This is a genomic window from Vibrio sp. 10N.261.55.A10, assembly GCF_041470825.1.
GTDB classification, from domain to species: Bacteria; Pseudomonadota; Gammaproteobacteria; order Enterobacterales; family Vibrionaceae; genus Vibrio; species Vibrio crassostreae_C.
Genome location: NZ_JBFRNC010000027.1, coordinates 39122 through 62073 on the forward strand (window position 1 = coordinate 39122; position 22952 = coordinate 62073).

Sequence of the window (22952 nt, forward strand, 5' to 3'; positions counted from 1 at the left end):
ATTCGAATTGGCAAGGGTTTTATGAAAATGGATCGGATATTTTTATAGTTGGATAAAGCATGTTTGGCGGGGAGGGTACTTGAAGCCCACATCCTTGTGGGCTTCAAGCAGCTGTATGAGCGATGATTATTTGAATAGGCAATGGTTGCTCGTCAAGGTTTCTATTAGGGGGGGCCTATTGCTCCTCTGAGTCATTGGGCCGGCTATACAGATAGCCTTGATGTAAGTTGTAGCCTAGCTGACACAAGATATATTGCTGCCTGCGCGTCTCGACACCTTCATAAATCATCGTGATATTTGATAAGCGTCCAATCTCCGAGATATTAAGCAATACACCCTGATGGTGCTCTCCTGACTCGATATCCTTAACAAAGCAACGATCCAGTTTTAGATAGGCCGGAGAGATAACATTGATGATTTCGATGTTGTTATTGCCTGTACCAAAGTCATCCAGAGCGATAGTGATACCAAGCTTTTTGATATCCTTAATGTTATCGATAACCTCACATCCATAGCCAATGTTCGAATATTCAGTAATCTCGACGACAAATTCATTCGCTTCCATCGCGGCCAAATGCTCTCTGAGCCTTGCGAAGTTCGATCCCACCAAAGCGCTCGGACACACGTTGACACCATAGATCTCATGGCTGTTGTGTAATTTGGCTTTTCTGACCGTCTCGATGAGCAAGATAGTGTGAAAGGTGAGTAAATTGGTGCGTCTCATGGTGTTGATGAAGCTTAAAACGCCAACGTTACGCACACGAGATAGCAACTCGTAATACAGGACGCAGTTGTCTTCGGTGTTGATGATCGGCTCTTCTTCAAAGGAGATGTGTTTCCAACGAAACAGGTAGATCACGAAACCCAGAATATAGGAGCGATAAAGCAGGGTGGCGAGTATCAGAGAAAGCGCAATCCATAGTGCAACAATGTCGTCACTGTAGAAGGTGATGGTTGCACCCGTTGGTAGGGAGGTTTGATAGATAGATTTACTCTCTTCGCCAAGGTTTAAGATGTGGTAACCATTCTTCTGGATGGAAATCGAATCGACTAATAGAGGCAATAGTGAGTTCTTGTATCGAGCTTCGATAGATCGTTTAGATATTCGAGCAACCATCTCAATGTCGTGCTCGGTATCCATGAAGCGTGAATAGGCAAAGTCAGCACTATCGTAGAAGTCGTCTAATTGATTGAGCTCTATCATCTTAGAACGTGTTTTAGAGATATAGCAGGAGTCATAAGGTGTGGTCATGACGACAGAATCAAGGTTGAGCGAGTGCCTTAGCGAGTGCACAGCCCCGTGGCTATCGCAACCGTAGTCCATGACTTCTGCGGCAATGTGTTTGGTGTTCTCACTGTATTCATTCGCAATCTTCGTCGTATAAAGGATTTGGGAAAAGTAGACAACGAATAGGAAAAAGGAAGAGATGGTGAACACGGCTATCAGAGCCTTAATCAGCTCTCGATGATAGGTGTTGAACATCAGTTTCAACATCTCGAACTGGCTGGGCTTGAACTGGTTGATGTCGTACTTAGGTGCGATACGGTTGGTTGAGCTTTTATCGAGATCGATAAAGTAACCTACCTTATAAAGGTTAGAGATAAGTTCGCTATTATTATCTACCTTCGCTTTCTTACATAAGCTTCGATATTTCTTTCTTATAGAAGCAATAATATTTTTTAACGCGTATAAGCTAAACTCTTCGTCAAAGTGTAATTTAAATGATTCTTCAACATCTCGTGCAGATTGAGGGTTTGATATTGACGAGTGTTCAATAAGGTATTTGAAAACAAAACTCTCTTTACTATTAAGAGTTTCCTCTGATATCTTATTACTGTCTCTTTTTATGTATATTTTTTCTTCATTGTAGATCAGTTGCAAGCTCTCATTATTGTTATTTATATTGAAAGAACAGTGCATAGCTCAACTCCTAAGCGATAGTTATTATATTTGTGTGATGGATATGTGATGGCTGGGATTGTCATTCAACACAAGAGTTCGATCTAAATAATATAACCAAAATGTCACCATTTCCTCTTAAGATGTTGATACTAATCGCAGAATTTGGGCTTTAATGAAAGGTTATGGAGATGTTCACCCAAAAGTTGAATTTATAAATGAAAGCCAATGATTTACAAGGGGTAAAGGGGATTTATCCATTTGTTTTGGTATTTATCCATTTCACAGCTTCTACGCGGTAGGTTTAGCGACTGGATTTAGAGGTTTCTAATGTAGCTTCTGATGGTATTCATTCGGCTTATCGATGCGTGAGATTTATCAGAATTTTTCATGATAAAATTAAATTATGTCATTTTATGTGATATTAATATAATTTATGTGGCGTATTGTTTTGGTGATTTAATTAAAGTAATAAATGATAGAATTAATTATATTTGTTGAATGATTGACTTTAATTTATTCTGTTACGAAATTTAAATAATTAAACTTTAAGGTGGGATATTTAAAATAGGGAAAGGATGATTTTTATCATGATGTGTTGATTAAAGAATTTTAATGGAATTATTATTGACATATGTATCAAATATGTGTCTATGTAAATATTAATCGGCTAGTGATGAAAATAAGATATGAATGAGGTTGGTGTTATACCATGAGCACTGCCTAAAAGTATAAGCAGCAACAAGTTAGATCAATTAGTGTTATTTTTGAGCAAATGTTAGCGTAACCACATGATATTCAAAGACCTGTCGCGGAGGCTTTGTGTTAACTATGGAAGCGTGCAATCGTTGAGTATTTAACATGCACCATCAAGCACCACGATCTGTGGTTCTTTTTCTGGCTGATAAAGCACCTGACAAAAGTCTCCTTCTGGCGAATAGGTGTAGTTTTCGGTGTCGAAAGAGATGGCGGCTACTCTTTCTGCATTGCTGCCAGAGTCTACTTCTTTGTTGATGACATGAAGCTCTGTTGCGTCGATATTGAGCAGTCTTCTTAGTGAGTCAACATAGGCGATTGGGTAACCATGACAAACGTAGTAGGTCTCAATCTCCGTCTTTTCAACATAGTTGCACTCATCCTCAACGCCAGCAATCGCTGACTTCGCGTAGATCATATCGATACCCGTGCGAAGGTTACCAGCCACATCATGTATTTTACTCGCCCGAGCACTTCCTTGAACGTCTAAGAACTTGACCATAGCTGTCGCCGAAACGATCGCTAAAATTAATACAGAGATGATGAGTTCTAAAAGAGTGAAGCCGTTTTGTCTGTTCATGGTTACCGATTATTTGCTCTGCTAAAGGGACGGAATGAGGGTAATCTAAATACCAAAGTCATTACAGTTAGTGGGTATAATGGTTTGGTGTTTTATTGTGTGAATTTCTAAGTAATTTTCTTTATAAACAATAGCTTAATTATTTCCTCTTACTGTTAAACGCTATGTAAGCATACGTAAGCGTACACACCCACAGAAGCCGATTGTTTAGGAAGCATTCAAACGACTTAATTTATTGATAAATAAGTCTTTAATTGTAGGATTGTCGACCATTCAAAAACTGACTTTCGACTTCATTTGAGGGAATTGGTTTACTAAATAAAAATCCCTGAAGATACTGGTATCCACAATCGATTAAGAACGCTTTTTGCGTTTCGGTTTCGACACCTTCAGCAACCACTTTTAGCCCCAATTTTTCATAGATAGCATGGGTGGCTTGGACAATCGCTTTGCTCCCTTTGTGTGAACCGTGGACGAAGCTTTTATCGAGTTTCACGGTGCTAATCGGTAAGTCATGCAACATCGACAGTGACGAGTAGCCTGTGCCAAAGTCATCAAGGTGAAGCTCTACGCCCAATTTAGAAATATCGCTTAACGCTTGCCTGACTTCACCATGCTTGAAGATCATGGAAGATTCGGTGATCTCAAGGGCGATGCTTTGAGGTTGGATATTGTAGAAGTTCAACATTGCTAATAGCTGCTCGGCAAAGGTCGCGTGCATCTGAATACTCGAAATATTGATACTCATCATCAACTCACTATCAAACTCACGTTGCCATATCGATAGCTGTTTGAGTGCAGAGTTCAGAACCCATTTCCCGAGCGGTACAATCTGCCCCGTCTCCTCCGCTAAGCTAATAAACTCATCAGGGCCTATGTTACCTAGCTCTTTGTCTGACCATCGAAGCAAGGCTTCAAACCCTTTCACCTTGTCGCTGTTGGTGTTCATGATCGGTTGATAGTGAAGGTTGAGATCGTCGTTTTCTATGGCGCGTGCCAGTCGATGGCGGATCTCTACTTTGCGATGCAGGGTTTGTGCTAAGTCTGGGGTAAACGTTTGGAAGCGGTTTCGACCATTCGCTTTTGCAAGATGCATCGCCATACCCGCTTGCTTTAGCAATGTTTCTTGGTCAACCGCGTTATCAGGGAAATGCGCGGTACCTATGCTGCAACCGACAGATAAACTGCCGATGCCTCTGATATGGAAACTTCGGTTTAAGGCATCAATGATGCGAGAGCAAAGTAGTGGGATATTTTGATTTCGGCAGGTGTGGGCAATCACAATGAATTCGTCGCCACCAAATCGCCCTATCATGCATTTCTCATCAACCAACTGTTTAAGGCGTTCACCAACCTGTTTGAGTAGTTGGTCTCCGACAGTGTGCCCATAAGTGTCATTAACTAATTTGAAGCCATCAAGGTCGACAAACATCAATTCAAACGGTGAGCGATAGGCAATGCTGGTTTCTAGAAGGTTGCTGATCCCACGGCGATTATAAAGCTCCGTTAAACAGTCGTGTTCTGCGTTGTATCTGGCTTTTATCAGCTTCTCTTTTTGCTTTGTTGTACAGGTTAGGTTTAGCAGCAGTTCGCTTTTATCAAAGAGCCACTTTCCTTGCACATCAAAATGGTGTGCTCTGAAGGAGGAAACCTTGATAAACCAAGGCGCACCGGTTGTTGGTTCTCTATTCTGTAAACGTGTATGTACAAAAGTGATTACTATGTTTTGCGTACGGTAAATGTAGGGCTCTGATTCCAACATTGATGATCTATGACCAGTATATATACTGCCTTCGCTTTTAATAAATACTGGTGATAGGAATGTCGAAAACCAAAGTGCTCATTGTTGAAGATGACCAAGAGATAGCTCGTCTAACGACGCTTTACCTCGAAGCTGAAGGTTACAATGTTAGCGTTGTTCATGAAGGGAACTTGGCACTTGAAGCGATCCGTAGTATTGAACCTGATTTAGTGCTGTTGGACTTGATGCTTCCAGGGATGAGCGGCGCGCAAATTTGCCGTCAAGCCCGTGAGTTTTATAATGGAATGATTTTAGTGCTAACGGCTTCCGCCGATGAAATGAGCGAGGTCAGCTTGTTTAAATTTGGTGCGGACGATTACGTTGCCAAACCGATTCGTGGCCATGCCTTGTTAGCGCGAATTGAAGCGTTATTGCGTCGAGCGACTCCCGTAAAAACTGCGCAAGAAACTACGGCTGAAAAACAGTGCGATATTGTAATCAACAGCTCTGCTCAAAGTGCCACGCTCTACGGCCAAAACCTCAAGCTTACTTCTGCTGAATTTGAAATCTTAAACCTTCTCGTTAATAACATCTGTCAGGTCGTGACTCGAGACCAGTGCTGTCAGTTATTTAGAGGGATAGATTACGCGTTCAACGACCGCTCGATTGATATGCGCGTGTCTGGGTTACGCCGAAAGCTGCGCATTCACGCAAAAGACAAACAGTTGATTCGTACGGTTCGCAACAAGGGGTACATGCTGGTTGCGTAAGTTCATTGCTACGAAGCTTCTCTCGGTTTCGATGTTTGCTCGCTTATACCTTGGGATTGTGACTGGGATGTCGGCAACGATATTTTTGTTCTTGAACCTTGGTGAGGGGTACATGCGACGCACCGAGATCGAAACCTTCCTCAATGATGGCATCTACTTTGCGGAGCAGTATGTTCGTCAACACAATCAAGAAAACTCACTCTATAAAGAGCTCGATAGAATAGGCTACCAACAATTTTATATCTTCAATTTACGCCTGTTGGAGAATTGGTCGGGCGAGGCGCCTTGCCAACAATGTGAGTTATACACAACCTTAAACGGTGTGCCGATATATCTAAGTGATGACAACCTCTATTCGACCGTGTTTCAGCTACCAAACTCTAAATTCAGTTTTGGGTTCAGTGAGGTAGGGGACTTTTTCTCTCCTGACATTGAATGGTACGAAGACTCAGAACGACACTTTTTGTTAGGGCTGTTGTTGGCTGTGATTGTGGCGATTGGAGCAAGTGTTTACTTACCTGTGAGGCGTTTTCAAGAAAGAATAGAGTTGCTCGTCGAGAAGCAGAAACAGTTTGGTAAGGGCAAGCTTAGTACTCGATCTGACATGGACGACATCCATCCTGTTTCTGATTTGGCCAGCAGTTTTAACTTCATGGCTGAAGAGATCGAAAGCAAAGTAAAACAAAGTCATATTTTCGCTCAAGCTATCCCACACGAAGTACGAACTCCGCTAAGTCGTATTCAACTGGCGACCGATATCCTAAGAAGGGGAGCCCCCGATAATCATCAGGTTCTTTTCGATGACATTGATACCTACATTGAGGATATCAACGAGCTCACGTCAGAAATCATCATGCTGTCGAAGTTGAATGTCATGGATAACTCTTTCTTTGAGCTCGTTAAAGTGACCTCCGATCTTCGTGAGTATTGCCTAGACCGAATTCGTTACTCGAAACTAGACAATGCCACCTTTGAATCTAAGGTACAGCTAGAGTGCAAGATTAAGTGTGATTGCTCAATGGCACGCTTGGTGTTCGATAACGTTCTCAAGAATGCGGGTAATTACACACAAGACAAAGTGTGGATGACGCTGGATGAGAACTCAGAAAACTGGCTGGTGGTGATTGAAGACAATGGTTCTGGAATACCAGAGAATAGGCGTGATGAGGTATTCCTTCCGTTCTCTCGACTAGACTCAAGCAGAACGTCGACCAACGGTGGATTGGGGTTGGGCCTCGCGATTGCTCTATCGGCGGCTAAAAAACTTTCTTGGGATATCAAAATCGACGACAGCAACCATGGTGGTGCCAAGTTCAGTATCGTGATTCCTAAGATCGCATAAACTGTAGCTTTAAGAACTCTTCAGGCTCGTCAAATAACAAAGCCACGGACTAATACCGTGGCTTTTTCATATTCCGATTTACAAGCTAGTGACTTCTTAGTACTGCTGCCTAGAGCCTAGAGCCTAGAGCCTAGAGCCTAGAGCTTAGAGCGATGAAGTCCATAAATAGCGTGGTCTACGATGCGGCCATTCAAGTTCTCGTTACGAGTTATAATACCTTCTAACGTGAAATGTAAGCGCTCACAAACCTTGCGGCTGCTTTGGTTACCGGTTGCGGCTGATATCTCTACCTTTTCCATATCTAACTCATTGAAAGCAACATCAATCAGCTTCTGGACAACGCGCGTCACAATCCCCTTTCCTTGGTATGTCTCAGATAACCAATAACCTATCGTCACCTTTTGCTTATCATGATCAATGGTATTGAAACTGCAGTTACCGACGACCTTGTCTTGATACACGATTGCACAAGTCATGCTTTTCCCTTCGGCATAATCGTGTAGCGAGCGTTGGATGAAGATCCTAAAGTCTTGCTCGGTTTTACAATGTGGCGGCCACACGAGCCATTGACTTAGGTACTCATTCTGGCTTTGTGAGATTTCCGCGTAGTGAGAAGCGAAGCTCTCTTCAACCAATGCGATGGAGAGTTCGTTGTCGATAACCGTTTTAAACATGTCTTTCCTTTTCTTATGGCTGCTTATTTAAGCGAATCTTAGTCGGCAGGCTATAATGTCGCATGATTTTTAATATGCAACCATTTGTAGTGCGGATTTTTCGTGATACGTTGGTTCTATCACGAAACTCATTAAACCTTACAATAGTTGTGTATATAATCATTAGCTATGCATTAGTATTAGCGGCCTAAATATATAAAAAATATAAAAATGCTAGGCTTAAATAATGAATCAACATTGCCAGGACGTGACCGTGGACCTAAGGAAGGCTCTATTCGGTATTGCTAAGGCGCTTGATAACGTCGGTTTCGAAAGTAAAAATCATGGACAGAGAGTGGGCTATATCGCGTATCGATGTGCTCTGAGTGTGGGGTGGGAAGAAGAGCAAGCGCAGCTCGCGTTTTCGTTAGGCTTGATTCACGACTGTGGTGTCTCGCAAATTGATGAACAGCTCAGTTTAACGTCTGGGTTTGTACCTGACTCAAGCTATCACCATTGTCAAAAGGGCTACCAAATCTTAAAAGAGTGCCCAGTTCTTTCTATATTTGCTAAGCCGGTTCTTTATCACCATACTCCGTGGTCTGAGCTAAGGGCTATTCATATCAGCGAGTTAGAAAGAGAACTAGCTGCCATCGTGATGCTTGCCGATAGAGTCGATTATCTATACGGCATAACCTCTTCTGATCGTTATGGAAACCTAACACCAGATGGCAAAGCGTGCATCATTGAACGTTTGACTGAACAAGCGGATGAGATGTTCGAAACCAACCTTGTGCAACACATGTGCGAGTTGGTTGATTTGGATGACTTCTGGTTTTCTATGGAGATTCCATACATCGAGAACATGAGGGATAACTTTGAACCTGTGCCATTTTTCTCCCAGCAAATGTCGCTGGATGAGACGGTGGCCTTTGCCGAGTTTATCGCCAATGTTGTTGATACCAAAAGTTCGTTTACCTTTAAGCACTCTTTAAAGGTTGGGCAGCTTTCAGAATACCTCGCCAAACAACTGGGTTATTCCTACACCACTCAGCGCAAACTCTATTTAGCAGGTTTGGTTCATGATATCGGTAAACTGCAAACCCCTAATGACATTCTGCATAAGCCGGATTTACTCACTGAAGAAGAGTATTGCTGTATTAAACGCCATGCAACGGACACTCGATTCGCATTGCAGGAGTTGTTCAGTTCACCTCAGGTTTGTCAGTGGGCATCTGATCATCATGAAAGGTTAGATGGTTCGGGTTACCCAATGGGAAAAACGGCGGAAGAGTTGGATCAACCCAGTCGAATTGTTGCTGTGGTGGATGTGTTTCAAGCGCTAACTCAGTCTCGACCTTATCGTGGAGGCATGACGTTAGAAGAGACTCTCGCTATTTTGAGGGACCACGTTGATAACTTTAAGTTGGATCGAGAAGTGTTTGAGTGCCTTAATAAACACGCGCAATATTGCTTTGAATTATCGACAGACAAACGAATGTACGCGTTTTAACGCCACTGAATGCTTTCTAGGTGTGATGCCTTAACTCATATTCGATGAGAAATGACCAAGCACCAGAAACAGAAAAGCGATAGCCGAGGCTATCGCTTTTTTCATGGGGGCTTATCAGGATCTTTATATCGAGATTAGTATCGTTTTAAGATCTCGATGATCGCTTGCTCAGTTTCCGCTGCGATGATGGCATCGATGTCATCATCATTTTGGAACAACTCTGATAGCGCCATAATCGTATGGATGTGGCTATCTGAGTCCATCGCTGCCAGAGTAATCGAAAGGTAAACGTCACCGTTGTCTTCTGACTCTAAATCAACACCCTTCTTGAATACCGTTACTTGCAGTGATGCTTCGTTCACACCATCTTCAGGGCGAGCATGAGGCATCGCAATCTTTGGTGCTAGAACATAGTACGCGCCAATATCCTTGTGTTTTTGCTTGATAGCTTCAACATAGCTTGCTTCGATTTTGTTGCTCGCTAGCAGTGTTGAACAGGTCACATCTATCGCAGCATCAACCGTTAGGTTCTCTTCAGAGTTGATGATAACGCCTTGGTTACCAATTAAATCGAATAAGCTCATGAAACAATCCACCCTAGGATAAGACCAACAACGCCGAAGTCGAAGTCAGCAAACGTTGTCGCTTCAAGACCAAGGCCACCCAGTACTGGAAGCAGTAGCATTGGTAGGAAAGAGATACACAGACCTTGCGTGAATGAACCGAGAATTGCACCGCGTAGACCGCCTGTCGCATTACCGTAAACGCCTGCTGCACCACCTACGAAGAAGTGTGGAACGACGCCAGCTACAATGATTGTCCAGCCAAGCGCGCCTTGAACTGCCATTGCTAGTAGGCCAGCAGCGAAAGAACAAAGGAAACCGATAAGTACCGCGTTTGGTGCTACAGGGAATACCATAGGGCAGTCTAGAGCAGGTTTTGCGCCCGGTACTAGCTTGTCAGAGATACCTTTGAATGCAGGAACGATTTCAGCAATCAGCATCTTCACACCTTGCAGTACGATGTAAACACCACCGGCAAACACAAGAGATTGCATGAAGGTGAATACTACCCAGTTTTGACCGCCTGATACTGTTTCAACAAAGTCACCGCCAGCAACAATTGAGGCAAACATAAAGAAGATAGCCATTGTTGTTGCTACAGCAACTGGCGTATCACGCAGGAACATTAGGCTCTTAGGTACGTTGATGTCTTCTGTTGATTTTGAAGTGTCACCAAACTTGCTACCAATGTAACCCGATACTAAGTATGAGAACGTTGAGAAGTGACCCATCGCCAACTGATCAGTACCCATCACTTTCTCTGTGTATTTTTGAGCAAGTGCAGGCATGATAACCATCAGTGAACCCACAATGATCGAGCCGATTGCAACGAGAGCAGTGCCTTCGATGTTAGCTGTAGACAGGATTACCGCTACCAGCATAGACATGAACATTGTGTGGTGACCCGTTAAGAAAATATATTTTAAAGGTGTTAAACGAGCCAATAAAATATTCACAACGAATGCGAAGAACATAATTAGAGCCATTTCATAACCGAATGCTTCTTGTGCTAATGCAACAATTGCTTCGTTATTTGGAATAACACCACTTACGCCGAATGCTTCAGTAAATACAACAGAGAAGTTATTTAGTGCGCCAACAAGAGCGCCAGCACCAAAACCTAAAATTAGGAAACCCATTACGGTTTTAATTGTGCCTTTTAGAATGGTAGAAACATCTGCTTTTTGTGCAACCAGGCCGATAAAAGCAATTAAACCTACCATGATCGCCGGCTCTTTTAATAAGCCGAGCATGAACTCGAAAAAGTTTTGCATAATTTTGACCTTACATGAAAGTTTTTAGTTGTTCTTCAATAGATGCTTTGTCAAAAATATTTTTAAGGCTGATGATATTCTCTTTACCAGCGTCTTTTAGTTGGTTTGCAACGTCTGTTGCTGCAACCCAAATATCCGCATTGCTTGATGCTGCAGATGATAGATCTTCGTGATCAACTTCTGCTTCGAAACCGATTTTTTTAGCGACTTCTTTTACTGCCATTTCCATCATTAGAGAAGTACCAAGGCCGTTACCGCAAACTACAAGAATCTTTTTCATAATATTTGTCTCAATTGGATTTTAGGGGTTGAGAAACTTCGTTCTCTTATTGTGTGAGAGCATAGTAATGGAAGTATTCAGATTTCAATAAGATCCCCATCACAAAACTAAAATGAGATTGTGATGGAGATCTCGTTAATTTGTAGTAAAGATCCAGAGTGAGACTTTGATCAAATTTAACTTTTCACTCGAATATGCAACGTCTTTTATTTAGAAAGGGAGGAGGATCTTTATTTGGATATTAGAATATGAATCTTGAAAGGTTTAGCTAAGACAAAATATTGAATTAATCGTATCGGCCGTAATCGGTAAGCATTTTCTTAAGCATGCTATTAACGTCTTTAGTCTTTTTACTTCTTTTAGTTAGCTGGCTTAGAGAGGTTGGTTTTGATGCTTCAAGTTTATCTTCATCAATATCTTCAACTTTGTCTTTCATTTTTTGTACTGCTGGCAATAGCATTCTAATTTCTTCATTATCAGCATTTGTTAACACGACAATATTTTCAGACTCAACTTGAGTAATGGTTAATATTCCGTGTTTAACCGATTCAACCTGTTCGCCAATCATAATTGACTCAGGAGCAACCGAACGATCAGTTAGCTGACCTGTACGTAATTTAGCCGCACTGATAGCTCGAATATTTCCGGTGTTTTCAAACGCGACGATAACAGTATGAGTATTATAATATTCAACTACTGTCACATAACCGTGTCTATTTGTTTTGAATTTAGCTCCAATGTTCATATCGTGCGGAGCTTCCATTTTCTTCACGTGTTTCCTCTCTTAGTCTCGATGGCTGTTATATCTAATCAGCTCTATTGGTATTTTATAGATAATTATTTGGTGAGGTCATACAAAGTATATACGCATCTAAACTTAAGATGAATCTTGAAGTCTCGGGAAATGAGGCAGAGCACAGAAAAGTAGTAAGAATCACACAGAATTAACCGAGTGATTACGCTCACACACTTAAAGACTTAACATTACAAATTCAACTCCCTACAGATTGTTTACAGTTTTGAAGCTCGAAAACGACGACAAACAATACATTTTGCTTAATCCTTGATCGCGCGATCGTTTGCGTTAAAAAATGTGATGAAAGTCTCACTTAACTGTTTATACTTCTCTTCCGGTTTTAAGCCGGTGCTTAGCCAATACAAGCCGTCACATGGATATGTGAATGACCCCACGGACCGGACCAGCTACGTTCCACTGCTTGTATAAGGTGATTTTTTACATGAACAACTCGTTGTTACATTCGCTAACCCTGTTAGCTCCTTCATCGCGTAGCGTTTTGCTTGCGGTTCTTTGTCCTGTTCCTTTGATGTCATTTGCTTGGCTCATGTTCACTCTTTAAGGATTACTAGGACACATTATGAATATTCTATTTGGTTTTGTCGGTGTTCTTGCACTGATTGCTTGCGCGTACCTGTTATCTGAAAGTCGTTCTTCAATTAACTGGAAAACGGTCTCTCGTGCACTATTACTTCAAATCGGTTTTGCAGCCTTAGTATTGTATTTCCCTTGGGGACAACTGGCGTTAACAAGCCTAAGCAATGGCGTTTCGAGTTTGCTTGGTTTTGCAGACGTTGGTATCGCTTTCCTATTTGGTGATCTGGCTACTGAAGGTTTCATTTTCGCGATTCGCGTACTTCCAATCATTATCTTCTTCAGTGCTTTGATCTCTGCGCTCTATTATTTAGGCGTTATGCAGAAAGTGATTCAAATCTTGGGCGGAGCGGTGCAAAAACTGCTGGGTACAAGTAAAGCTGAATCTCTGGTTGCTACAGGTAATATCTTCCTTTCTCAGGGTGAGTCTCCTCTTCTTATTCGTCCCTTTTTAAAGTCTATGACTCGTTCGGAACTGTTTGCTGTAATGGCAGGTGGTATGGCGTCGGTAGCGGGTAGTGTACTTGGTGGTTATGCTGGCCTTGGTGTTGAGCTTAAATACCTTATCGCTGCAAGCTTTATGGCGGCTCCGGGCAGTCTGTTAATGGCGAAGATCATTGTTCCTGAGCGCAGCACACCAAGTGATTACGACCATATCGAACTAGATAAAGCTGATCAAAGCAACGTGATTGATGCATTGGCAAGCGGCGCGATGAACGGTATGAAGGTTGCGGTAGCGGTTGGTACTATGTTGGTTGCATTCGTGAGTGTGATTGCGATGGTCAACACTGGCCTAGAAAGCCTAGGTGAAACGTTCGGTTTTGCGGGTATTACGCTACAAGCTATCTTTGGTTACCTGTTCTCGCCTCTTGCATGGCTGATCGGTATCCCAAGTGACGAAGTATTGATGGCGGGTTCTTACATCGGTCAGAAGATCGTTATGAACGAGTTTGTTGCTTTCATCGACTTCGTTGAGAACAAAGCTCTGTTATCTGAACACAGCCAAGTGATCGTGACTTTTGCTCTATGTGGCTTTGCTAACATTGGTTCTATCGCGATTCAGTTAGGTTCAATCGGTGTTATGGCACCAGAGCGCCGTGCTGAAGTTGCAAACTTAGGTTTGAAAGCTGTAGCTGCTGGTACGCTAGCAAACCTAATGAGTGCATGCTTAGCGGGTATTTTCATCCTGCTTTAAGCTATATTCAGTTAAAGCGGACACTTTACTTACGGAGTTAACGTAAGGAGGGTGTCCGCTTTTTTGTGCCTGTTAATCAGGCGAAATCAGGTTTTGGCCGTCGACTGTGATTTGTCTATCGTGAGTAAAAGCTCACTCGGAAGAGTAATAGAGCCAGTTCCTTTTATCCGATATACTTGAATATCATCAGGTTGCGATTAATAACATTCGGCTTCGATTAAGAACATTCGATTTCGATTAAGAACATTCGATTTCGATTGAGAACATTCGGTTCCGACTAAGCATATCCGCTTTCGATTAGGAACAATGGCAACCAAGCTAAATTAATCAAGGGTCTCTCCATGAACATTCGCGTTCTCATCGGTCTTATTGTTACCTTCATTGGCTTGTTTGCGATGGTTTACCTAATTGCTGGCGGCGCTCAGTTTCCTATCTACCAGTGGCCAAAAGAGGCTTATCTCGGTTTGGTGTTCAGCGTGGTGTGGGGGGCTGGTGTCGCAGCGTCTGTAGCGTATTTCTTCTCGGCATTGGTGTTTGTTACTGTCGCCGTGGTTTGCTATGCGATCGGTTATAAAATCGGTGGGCTCTTTTCTTCAAGTTCTAAAGCTTAATCTTATCAAGGTGTGCTGATGTTCATTGAAGTAGGGCTGATTTGAATGCACTGGCTCGATCGTTGGAAGGTGTATCGCTATCATCGAAAGCAGACAAACCGCTCGAATGGCGACAAGGCTAAAGCTTTAGGTTGGACTAGCGAAGAGAGTCAATTGTGTCGCTTTGAAGTAATCGCTCGTGCGGCGGACTTCGAAAAGAAGAGTGTTTTAGATTTGGGTTGCGGCTATGGCGAGCTGTTTGAACTGCTCGACAGCATCTATCGTATTCAATCTTATACCGGCGTTGACCAACACGCAGGCTTTCTTAAGAAGGCGAAGCAAAACTACACAGAAGATCGTTGTCAGTTTTTGGCGGGTGATATGAGCAAAATGAACCTTGAGGCGCACGACATTGTCATCGCTAGTGGTTCACTGAACTACATCTCTCGTGATTCTGATTATCTGACAAACATGATTACTCGCATGTATGAACTGGCGAATCAGACGGTGATTTTTAATCTTCTCAACTCAAGCCAGTATCCTTCGCGTAATACCTTGATGAGTTATCACCCTCAAGGTGTCTATCGTTTCTGTAAAACGCTCTGCGATGATGTCTCTTTAACGGAGGGCTACGCAGAAGGGGATTTTACGATAGTGATGAACAAAGCCGTGTCAGGAGCTTGATGTCGTCTTTGTTTTTATCTTTACGCAGGTTTTGATATTAACAACTTTTGATACGAGTACTGACGTAGTAAACAGCAAAAAGCCGCAGCCTTGAAAGGTATGAGGCTTTTTGGGTTCTATGATGAACCTAGGCTAGGTATGTTGCTAGTTCTTCGGTGGTTGGTTTTTAATGAGTCCGTAAGGGATGTTAGTAAACACCTTAGGGTTGCCCTCATAAGTCGGCGCTTCATTCACTTGCTGCCAATCGAGTAGCATGATTGCTAGCACGTTGCGGTGTTCACCGTACTCAAGGTCAAAATCACCGGTGATAGAAGGGATCATGCCTTGTTTCTCATCGATTGAAGCTTGAATCGCGAGTCGAGTTTTCTCTACAACTGGGTCATCTTCTAAACCTGCTAATAAGAAAGTTAATCCAACCTCCGCAATCACATCTTCTTTCGCACGCAGCAGAATCGTATCGATGTTTTCTCTGAAGTAATTGTAGATCCATTGATGATCTTGTTCGCTGACTTGATGCTGATAGTACTCGGAGTCACCAAAGATGACGTGTGTCATACCATAGATCTTATTACCGTATTGCTGGCTTGAAAGCTTTCTGTCTTTATCGTTTGGGTATGCTTTTTTGAAGGTATCGACGAACTCATCAACGACATCTTGCTCACCCAGTTGGCGCAACCAGTAAACCTGATTCGCTAATTGAGCAGCCCACGCTTTCACCATGTCTTCATTGGTCACGTATCGTGAGAAGTCATAGCGACGAATGATTTCGCGTAGCTTGGCATCGTTCTTGTGTTCTAAACCGTATTCGTTAGCACGAGCCATAGAGCCTAGAAGGTCAACACCAAGGTAAAGGTATTCAGGCATGTGCTTGGTGATGTTGTAGCGTCGAATACTGCGCTCATCGTTATCACCAATATAAGATGCAACTCGCTTCTCTGAGTAGAGTACGATTTGTTCCATGGTTTGAACGTCATTCGACAGGGTGCTGAGCTTGCTTGCCACTCGAGCCATGTCGCTCCACACCGCCGCTGAATACTTATCGTCTAATGTTTGACGATACATGCGCAGCCCGTAGTGACCTTCTTTGAATGCAGGCAGGGTGTAAAGCTGGCTTTCGTAGGTGGTGCGAATTAGGTCTGCAGATTGCTTGAAAGATTGTTCTTGAGAATTGAGCGAATCTGCTTGGGATTGAACGTTCACTGCGGTTGGCGCTTGAACGTTTTCTTGTGCGTGAACGGCAACCGAGGCTGATAGCAATGTACACAGTGTGATAGTTTTTAACTTCATGTCGTGAGGTACCAAGCTGATTATTAGTCTATGTAAAATAACATTGATGAATCCTTCAATGTAAGCGTTGAGTCAATACAATGTAAGCTTTATAAGGTTCACTAACCCTTTTTGATTAAACCATTCGTTTAGTAAAGAAGTTTGAAGTGATGGATCACTCAATATTTGATAGATAGTCGACGTCAGTATGGATTTTTAATGACTTAGCGGCATACTGGGGCAATAAGCCAGAAATGAGCCGTTATAAGGCAGTATATAGAACAATAGTGTTAGAGGTTCGTAAATGCCAAGTGGTTCTAGCAAGCAGTGGTCTGCCAGAGTAGTATCTTTTCTTTTTTTCCTTGCGATAGTAAGCGCAATTGAGTTCTTTCATGCCAAGCAATTAACTTTTCTTAAAAACGAATCGTATTCAGAGGCAAAAAAGCAACTATCCATTATTCGTTCTCGGATTGAAGCCGCGATCGTGTCAGATATGTATATCCTCAATAATTTCTCGACCTTAGTGACCATCAACCCCGATGGTGAGGTGAAAAATTGGGATAAGATTGCTGAGAATATCATTCAAGATGGCTTCCATATTCGACTTATCGGACTCGCCAAAGACGACATTCTAAACTTTGTTTACCCGATGGAAGGTAATGAGCAGATTCTCGGTATTAATTATCGTGATCACCCAAATCAATGGGAGTCTGTTGAGATAGCCCGTAATCTTGGCAACACCTTTATTGCCGGTCCTTTTGAGCTATTTCAAGGTGGACAAGCCCTCATTGCACGCACTCCGATCTTCCGAGACCCGCCTTTCAATCAAGATTACTGGGGTGTCTCCAGTGCTGTTATCGGTTTAGATGAGCTGTTTGAAGATGTTGGAATCGGCAAGATAGAGAACAAGTATGAATTAGCAATTCGTGGTGCAAACAGTTCAGGGAAAGATGGCGCTGTCTTTTATGGCACTCAGGATGTGTTCGATAATGCGTTCGCCACTGAACAGGTGAGTTTCCCATACGGGGGTTGGTACCTTGCTCTCTCCGGTAACGAACATGTATTGATGGATGAGCCTTGGTATCGAATCCAAGCGGTAAGGCTGGTAGGCTACTCCATTATATTAGTGTTGGCGTTTGCCTTCTTTACTATTTATCGTCTGTACCGGATTGCAGATAGCCGCTCTATGCATGATGAGCTAACGATGTTACCGAATCGTCGATACTTCATGTATAGCCTCAAACAGGCCTTCAAAACCACTCAAAAACAGAGAGCGAGAACCTTTGCCGTTGTAAATATCGACCTCGATGGGTTTAAAGCAATCAACGACACTTATGGTCACGCGGCAGGCGATCAGGTATTGATTGAGTGTGCTAACCGCATCAGAAGTGAGCTGCGTGTTTCAGATATCGTCGCAAGGATAGGCGGTGATGAGTTCTTGGTCTTGTTGCCACGCATTATCGATGATCAACACGTATCGTCGATCGTGACTAAACTACGAAAGGCGATATGCTCGGCACCAGTTGTGTACGACGCGCACTCTATTTATCTCAGAATCAGTGTGGGTTGGGTTATTCACAATAACAACTACAATGATGTCGATGCGCTCTTAAAAGCCGCTGATGAAAAAATGTACGAACAGAAGCGACAAGTTATCTAGGTTGAATTTTAGCTGCGATTAGAATTTAGTTGCTGAATGGGGGGAAAAGCCTCAGAATACCGCGCTTTGCTCCGTATCAATGTATTTGATGAGCAAAAGCTGAAGCAACGCACTTTTTAACGTGTTGCTCATACTAAATGTTATTCAACTGAGAAAATAATCTATGAGTTTTACCTCCCTTGGCCTTTCTGAACCGATCCTTAAAGCTATTGAAGCACAAGGTTACGATAAGCCATCACCAATACAAGAGAAAGCCGTGCCAGCTGTCCTAACGGGCAAAGATGTTATGGCCGCTGCTCAAACAGGTACAGGTAAAACTGCAGGCTTCACGCTACCTATTCTTGAAATGTTATCGAAAGGTACTCGCGTACGTCAGAACCAAGTTCGTGCGCTCGTGCTAACGCCAACTCGTGAGCTTGCTGCGCAAGTGAATGGCAGCGTAGTGAAGTACGGTATTAACTTACCGCTGACTTCGACGGTAGTGTTTGGTGGTGTGAAGATTAATCCTCAGATGCAAAAACTGCGTAAAGGCAGTGACGTGTTGGTGGCAACACCGGGTCGTCTACTTGACCTATACAACCAAAATGCAGTGCGTTTTGACCAACTAGAAATCCTAGTGTTAGATGAAGCGGACCGCATGCTAGACATGGGTTTCATCCGCGATATCCGTAAGATCTTAGCTTTCTTACCTAAGAAGCGTCAGAATCTACTGTTCTCAGCGACGTTCTCTGATGATATCCGCAGCTTAGCGAAAGGCTTGGTGAACAATCCTGTTGAGATTTCAGTAAGCCCTGCAAACTCGACGGCAAAAACGGTTGAGCAAAGCATCTACCCAGTAGACAAAAAGAAAAAGAGCGCAATGCTAGCGAAGCTAATCAAAGATAACGATTGGCGACAAGTGTTGGTGTTCAGCAAGACGAAACACGGTGCGAACAAGCTTGCTCGCATCCTTGAAGAGCAAGACATCACTGCTGCACCTATTCATGGTAACAAGAGCCAAGGTGCACGTACTAAAGCCTTAGAGAACTTCAAAACAGGTAAGGTACGAGTACTTGTTGCAACTGATATTGCTGCTCGTGGTATCGATATCCCGCAACTGCCTCAAGTAGTTAACTTTGATCTTCCTCATGTATCAGAAGACTATGTACACCGTATCGGTCGTACTGGCCGTGCAGGTGAAGTAGGTAAAGCGATTTCATTGGTTTGTGCTGATGAAGTGGGTGAGCTGTTCGGTATTGAACGCCTGATTCAACAAGTGCTAGAGCGTCGTGAACTGGAAGGTTTCTCTCCAGTAAATAAGTTACCTGAGTCTCGGTTGGATTCACGTCCAATCAAGCCTAAGAAACCGAAGAAAGCAAAACAGCCACGTGAACATGCTGATGGTCAACGCTCTGGTGATAACGCTCGCGGGCACAAGCCAGCAGGTAAGAACAAGCGTCATGTAGCTGGTAATGGTTCGGCTCCAAAGCGTAAGCCGACATCTGGTAAGAAACCTGCTGAAAACAACTCAGCTGCGACAACTGAAGATAAATCAGTAAGAAACAACGGCAGCAACTTTAAACGCGGTAGTGCGGGCAATAAACCTGCTGCAAATAACGCAGGTGCTCAGAACACTCTGAGCAAACCAAGCGGTGCGGGTAAATCTAACGGTACTGGTAAGCCAAACAACGCGGGTAAACCTGCAGGCAAACCTAAGAAGTCTGGTTACGGCGGTAGCTACGGCCCAAGCAAGTCGTCAAATAAGCCGACAAGCAACAAACCTTCTACAAACAAACCGTCTCGAAGCCGTTCTAAGCCAGCTCCTCAGAAGTAATCTTTTCTGAGATATTGAAAGAGCAACGAACATGAGTCGCTTTATAAAAAGGCGTCTCGTGGGTTAAGTTCTTTCTGTCATAGAAATCGAATAAGCGCGAATATTGAATCTCAATGTTCGCGTTTTTTTATGGGCGTTGTTTAGGGTGTTGTTTATGTTGAGTAACCGTATAGCTTGAGTAAGCTAGGGGAGGTTTATTGCTGTTTAAAGTGATTGAATCTAAGGGAAATATGACATTTTTGGGAAGGGTAATGAATCTTTAATTATTCATTAATAATAACATAATCACTAGCGTTTTTGTTGGATTTTGCAATTTGCAATTCCAGTTTGCAAAACAAACAAGGATATCCGGCCAATACGTGTCCAGATGCGTAGTAAATACGTGTTTTAAAAGTTGGCACGCATGCTGCATTAGTAATGGTGACCCTTCTTAAGCCGAGGGTCACCTAGCCAACTGACGTTGTTAGTGAACCTTTTTTTGTTCACACAAAATATATGACCAATCACCCTTATTGTGATTGGTTTTTTTTTGCCTGAAATTTAGGTTCTATTTTTTGTTATTACTTTTTTACTCACCACACTTAGAGTAACAGCTTGGTTGGCGTGGGCATTCTCCACCTCTGGAGCAGATAAGCCTCGCCTCTGTCTCAATCCCACGTTCAATCCAATTTATATTTAGAATCTTGGCTATTGTCGTGAGATCTTTTTTGATGTTACGCGGAATTGCCACAGAGCCACCATTGTTAACGCATGACGCTTTAAGCTGCTCTGCTATGTCTCTTGAATTACCGCCTTGAGCATCAATTGCAGGGTTGAGATCTATACCAGCACACAACACACGATTGTTACCCGCAGGATCCGTCATATTGATGGATTCACAGCAGTAGATTCTTGGCTCATCACCCACGTTCAAAATGGAGATTTGAGCCGAGCTTCCCGCTCGAGGTTCTGATAATCGACGGAACACAGCCCAATGTTGACATGGGTCAGCGACCGTTCTCATATTTCCCCAAGGTAGCGGAATCCCGTTCCCGCGATATACCGCCTTGAGTTTCCCCGGCCCATAAGCATCAAAGTAGTGCCAGTGAGGGTAGGGCGATACTACAGTCATTCGACGCATCGCAACAGAGGGGGAAACCCCTGCTCTTTTGTGAACGTCGATTTCGTAACCAGTGCGGTCAAGTAGCTGCCTAAACGGGACTTTCGGGCACAGAAGTGCGCCAGCAAAGAAGCTGGATTCAAAGTCTCGCCATGCTTGAAGAATATCTTGGGAGTTGAGCTGTGAAGAGCCTGATACCTGGTTGTCGTCCCACGTGTTGTTGTTACCGACCGACAACACACTCTTTAGGCCTTCTTTGCTGTGCAGAATGCAATGACCGATATAAACCGAAAGGTCGTATTTCAGACGAGTTGGATACTCTTTAAGAATCTCGTTTAAGAAGATAGTACCGGGAGGCTCAAAGAAGGAGGTCACTAACTGCTTAGCGTTAATTCCGAGCTCATCGACGACGTCTTGCGGCGTGCGCGTCACCCAGCGGATGTTGATTCCTAGGCTTCTAGCGATGTCTATCAGGTCTTCTACGCTGAGGTTAAGACGTTTTAAGCCTACCTCTTCCGCAGCGCGCTCAAGGTCAGGGAAGTGGTTCTGGTTGCTCTCTTGGTGTGCTCGAATCAAGAGGTGCGCAAACTGGCGGCCTGAAATGCCCGTTTGTGACAGCATCTCAGGAATCGCAATTTGCAGGATGTCGTTTGAGAATAGGAAGCTCGGCTCGAGCGCCATGCCACTTATCCCACCACGATTCCCCTTATCAGGAGCAATGGCTTGTTGTTCAGATTCGTCGTCGAGGAACCACGTCGGATTCTTCTGAAAGACCTGTGCAATCACTTCCAGCATATCGATGCTCGGAACCCGCTTTCCACGTTCAATCATTGAAAGGTAAGAAACGGAAGGAGCACATTCTGGGTCGATTCTAATACAACGCGCAGACAGGTCTTCCATCGTTAAATGGTTACGTTTTCTTAGGTTACGTATTTTCGTACCTAGGAAATGTGACTGACGAACTAAACTTTTTGACAAGGCCATATTTGTAAAATTCACATTGTAAAATTTTTGTTGTGAAATTGTATGTAAAAAAGCGCTAATCTACAAACTAAGCAATTCACAAAATGACAAATAAATTAAACGTTAGTTTGGAATAATTGCTCTAGGACACATTTTTGCTGTAGAAATCGGTGGTTATCACCGGACTGGTCAAGAGGGAAAGACTATGAATATGCTTACATTCGATAAAACAGAAATCCAAAAACAATCAAAGCCATTTATCGCTGAAGCTGTCTTTGCCGTGGAGACAATCAATGCTAATCAGCAAACTGAAAAGCAAGTGAAAGCAAAGCAGCTGCTTGATCGACTATTCCCACTAGAGAATGGCTCACATCAAGACGTAACCAGCTACGTAGTCGATTACCGCCATATTATGGCTTACTTTAAAGACGGTCAGCACAGCGGTCTGAAGCACCCTAAGCAGTTTGTAGCGTACATGGGTGAGAAGAACGACCCAGACTCTATCTTGTTTCGAGATGGCAGTGGCAGCCACCTAGAGGTGATGTTTGGTTGCCACAAAGGGACAGGTTGTATTGAGCTAGTAGAAATTGATGATATTCAGTTGGAATCATGCACCACGTTTGGCCAATCACCAATGGAAGCAACAACCACAATGCGTGAAGAGACCATTGCAGCGATGCGCCACTGGATCAGTTTGATTCAAGGTGACGCAAAGGGTAAACCAAAGGCATGCAGTGAAGATAAAGAGTTCAGAGCAAAGAGTGGTGAAGACTACTGCTTGAATTATTGCTTCCAGATCTAACGGTGAATCCTAGTTAGCTAAAGTAATTTATACAACTAAAGAAAAAGCCCCGAAGATAATGTCTTTGGGGCTTTCTAGTCTCAATACGAGCCGACTAATATGTCGATAAGAGCATTGT

19 protein-coding genes are annotated in these 22952 nt (G+C 43.2%); 9 read left to right on the forward strand and 10 right to left on the reverse strand.

Going from position 1 to position 22952, the window contains the following annotated elements; genetic code table 11:
- Nucleotides 1-175: 175 nt before the first annotated feature.
- From AB4274_RS07520 to AB4274_RS07530, 3 genes are all read right to left on the reverse strand, one after another.
- Nucleotides 176-1921, reverse strand: coding sequence for an EAL domain-containing protein (locus AB4274_RS07520; RefSeq protein WP_372103557.1), 1746 nt, complete (start codon nt 1919-1921; stop codon nt 176-178).
- Between the two features lie 835 nt (nt 1922-2756).
- A complete protein-coding gene (locus AB4274_RS07525) occupies nt 2757-3236 on the reverse strand; it encodes a type II secretion system protein (RefSeq protein WP_017060589.1) in 480 nt (159 codons plus the stop codon).
- A gap of 250 nt (nt 3237-3486) precedes the next feature.
- Nucleotides 3487-4998, reverse strand: a complete 1512-nt coding sequence (locus AB4274_RS07530) for a putative bifunctional diguanylate cyclase/phosphodiesterase (protein WP_372111534.1) — start codon at nt 4996-4998, stop codon at nt 3487-3489.
- A gap of 59 nt (nt 4999-5057) precedes the next feature.
- Between AB4274_RS07530 and AB4274_RS07535 the strand changes: the two genes are divergently transcribed.
- Both AB4274_RS07535 and AB4274_RS07540 read left to right on the forward strand, forming a co-directional pair.
- Nucleotides 5058-5747 carry a response regulator transcription factor gene (locus tag AB4274_RS07535; RefSeq protein WP_017060591.1) on the forward strand — a complete coding sequence of 230 codons (690 nt, stop codon included), beginning with the start codon at nt 5058-5060 and terminating at the stop codon, nt 5745-5747.
- Complete coding sequence (locus AB4274_RS07540; protein WP_372073533.1) at nt 5740-7089, forward strand: sensor histidine kinase; 1350 nt, start codon at nt 5740-5742, stop codon at nt 7087-7089. The genes AB4274_RS07535 and AB4274_RS07540 overlap by 8 nt, the downstream gene beginning before the upstream one ends.
- A 137-nt stretch (nt 7090-7226) precedes the next feature.
- Here the strand turns inward: AB4274_RS07540 and AB4274_RS07545 are convergent, their stop codons facing one another.
- A complete protein-coding gene (locus AB4274_RS07545) occupies nt 7227-7763 on the reverse strand; it encodes a GNAT family N-acetyltransferase (protein ID WP_017069226.1) in 537 nt (178 codons plus the stop codon).
- 226 nt (nt 7764-7989) lie between these two features.
- Between AB4274_RS07545 and AB4274_RS07550 the strand changes: the two genes are divergently transcribed.
- Nucleotides 7990-9255, forward strand: a complete 1266-nt coding sequence (locus tag AB4274_RS07550) for an HD-GYP domain-containing protein (protein ID WP_372111536.1) — start codon at nt 7990-7992, stop codon at nt 9253-9255.
- A gap of 134 nt (nt 9256-9389) precedes the next feature.
- On the opposite strand, the gene AB4274_RS07555 is transcribed toward AB4274_RS07550, so the two are convergent.
- The 4 genes from AB4274_RS07555 to AB4274_RS07570 all read right to left on the reverse strand — a co-directional run bounded on the left by AB4274_RS07555 (nt 9390) and on the right by AB4274_RS07570 (nt 12135).
- Nucleotides 9390-9839: a PTS sugar transporter subunit IIA gene (locus tag AB4274_RS07555; protein ID WP_017070990.1), complete on the reverse strand. Its 450-nt coding sequence runs from the start codon at nt 9837-9839 to the stop codon at nt 9390-9392.
- Nucleotides 9836-11092: a PTS ascorbate transporter subunit IIC gene (locus AB4274_RS07560; RefSeq protein ID WP_017064873.1), complete on the reverse strand. Its 1257-nt coding sequence runs from the start codon at nt 11090-11092 to the stop codon at nt 9836-9838. Before AB4274_RS07560 ends, AB4274_RS07555 begins: the two co-directional genes overlap by 4 nt.
- A gap of 10 nt (nt 11093-11102) precedes the next feature.
- Nucleotides 11103-11372, reverse strand: a complete 270-nt coding sequence (locus tag AB4274_RS07565; protein ID WP_017064872.1) for a PTS sugar transporter subunit IIB — start codon at nt 11370-11372, stop codon at nt 11103-11105.
- Nucleotides 11373-11658: 286 nt separating this feature from the next.
- Complete coding sequence (locus AB4274_RS07570) at nt 11659-12135, reverse strand: hypothetical protein (RefSeq protein ID WP_008217326.1); 477 nt, start codon at nt 12133-12135, stop codon at nt 11659-11661.
- 613 nt (nt 12136-12748) lie between these two features.
- On the opposite strand from AB4274_RS07570, the gene AB4274_RS07575 reads away from it, so the two are divergent.
- The 3 genes from AB4274_RS07575 (at nt 12749) to AB4274_RS07585 (ending at nt 15231) form a co-directional block, all read left to right on the forward strand.
- Nucleotides 12749-13957, forward strand: coding sequence for a NupC/NupG family nucleoside CNT transporter (locus AB4274_RS07575; protein WP_102320600.1), 1209 nt, complete (start codon nt 12749-12751; stop codon nt 13955-13957).
- A gap of 341 nt (nt 13958-14298) precedes the next feature.
- Nucleotides 14299-14568 (forward strand): hypothetical protein, encoded by a 270-nt coding sequence (locus tag AB4274_RS07580; RefSeq protein ID WP_017064869.1) that lies wholly within the window; start codon nt 14299-14301, stop codon nt 14566-14568.
- Nucleotides 14569-14613: 45 nt separating this feature from the next.
- Complete coding sequence (locus tag AB4274_RS07585) at nt 14614-15231, forward strand: class I SAM-dependent methyltransferase (protein WP_017064868.1); 618 nt, start codon at nt 14614-14616, stop codon at nt 15229-15231.
- Nucleotides 15232-15375: 144 nt separating this feature from the next.
- Here AB4274_RS07585 and AB4274_RS07590 read toward each other — a convergent pair whose 3' ends face one another.
- Nucleotides 15376-16518 (reverse strand): DUF3541 domain-containing protein, encoded by a 1143-nt coding sequence (locus AB4274_RS07590; RefSeq protein WP_372111539.1) that lies wholly within the window; start codon nt 16516-16518, stop codon nt 15376-15378.
- A 283-nt stretch (nt 16519-16801) separates the two neighbouring features.
- On the opposite strand from AB4274_RS07590, the gene AB4274_RS07595 reads away from it, so the two are divergent.
- Together AB4274_RS07595 and AB4274_RS07600 are read left to right on the forward strand one after the other, a co-directional pair.
- Entirely contained in the window at nt 16802-18157 is a 1356-nt protein-coding gene (locus tag AB4274_RS07595; protein WP_102394160.1) for a diguanylate cyclase, read from the forward strand.
- 163 nt (nt 18158-18320) lie between these two features.
- Nucleotides 18321-19970, forward strand: coding sequence for a DEAD/DEAH box helicase (locus AB4274_RS07600; protein ID WP_372111540.1), 1650 nt, complete (start codon nt 18321-18323; stop codon nt 19968-19970).
- 568 nt (nt 19971-20538) lie between these two features.
- Here AB4274_RS07600 and AB4274_RS07605 read toward each other — a convergent pair.
- A complete protein-coding gene (locus tag AB4274_RS07605) occupies nt 20539-22068 on the reverse strand; it encodes a DUF3612 domain-containing protein (RefSeq protein ID WP_081090203.1) in 1530 nt (509 codons plus the stop codon).
- 169 nt (nt 22069-22237) lie between these two features.
- Here AB4274_RS07605 and AB4274_RS07610 point away from each other — a divergent pair, with 169 nt between their 5' ends.
- On the forward strand, nt 22238-22834 hold the full coding sequence (locus AB4274_RS07610) for a malate synthase (protein WP_017060610.1): 597 nt from the start codon (nt 22238-22240) through the stop codon (nt 22832-22834).
- Nucleotides 22835-22952 lie beyond the last annotated feature (118 nt).